The sequence below is a fragment of the Streptomyces beigongshangae genome (genome assembly GCF_019710745.1).
GTDB lineage: Bacteria > Actinomycetota > Actinomycetes > Streptomycetales > Streptomycetaceae > Streptomyces > Streptomyces beigongshangae.
This window is the reverse complement of sequence record NZ_JAHKJW010000199.1, coordinates 1-395: the sequence shown is the minus strand read 5'-3', so window position 1 is coordinate 395 and position 395 is coordinate 1. Positions and strand designations below refer to the sequence as shown.

The 395-nt window shown below is 67.8% G+C and carries 1 protein-coding gene; it reads left to right on the top strand.

Annotated features, from left to right (window positions below; genetic code table 11):
• Nucleotides 1-395: lectin (locus KM933_RS38830; protein WP_221362410.1), on the top strand; the 395-nt coding region annotated here is incomplete at both ends.

Genomic DNA, 395 nt, shown 5'->3' with positions numbered 1-395 from the left:
GGGCAGGAGCCCGGTCCTCGTACCGGTGAGGTGAGGGGGGTGAACGGCAAGTGCCTGGACATCGACAACGCGCAGACGGCCGATGGTACGAAGGTGCAGTTGTGGACGTGCAACCAGTCGAACGCGCAGCGGTGGTCGCTGCCGGGTGACGGTACGTTGCGGGCGCTGGGCAAGTGCCTGGACGTGTCCGGCGGGGCGTCCGCGGACGGTACGAAGGTGCAGTTGTGGACGTGCAACGGTTCGGGTGCGCAGGCGTGGGCGGCGCAGTCGGACGGCACGGTGCGCAATCCGCAGTCGGGCAAGTGCCTGGATGCCTCGGGCGGTACCTGGAACGACGGAACAGCGGTCCACCTGTGGACCTGCCACACCAACGCCAACCAGAAATGGACCCTGCC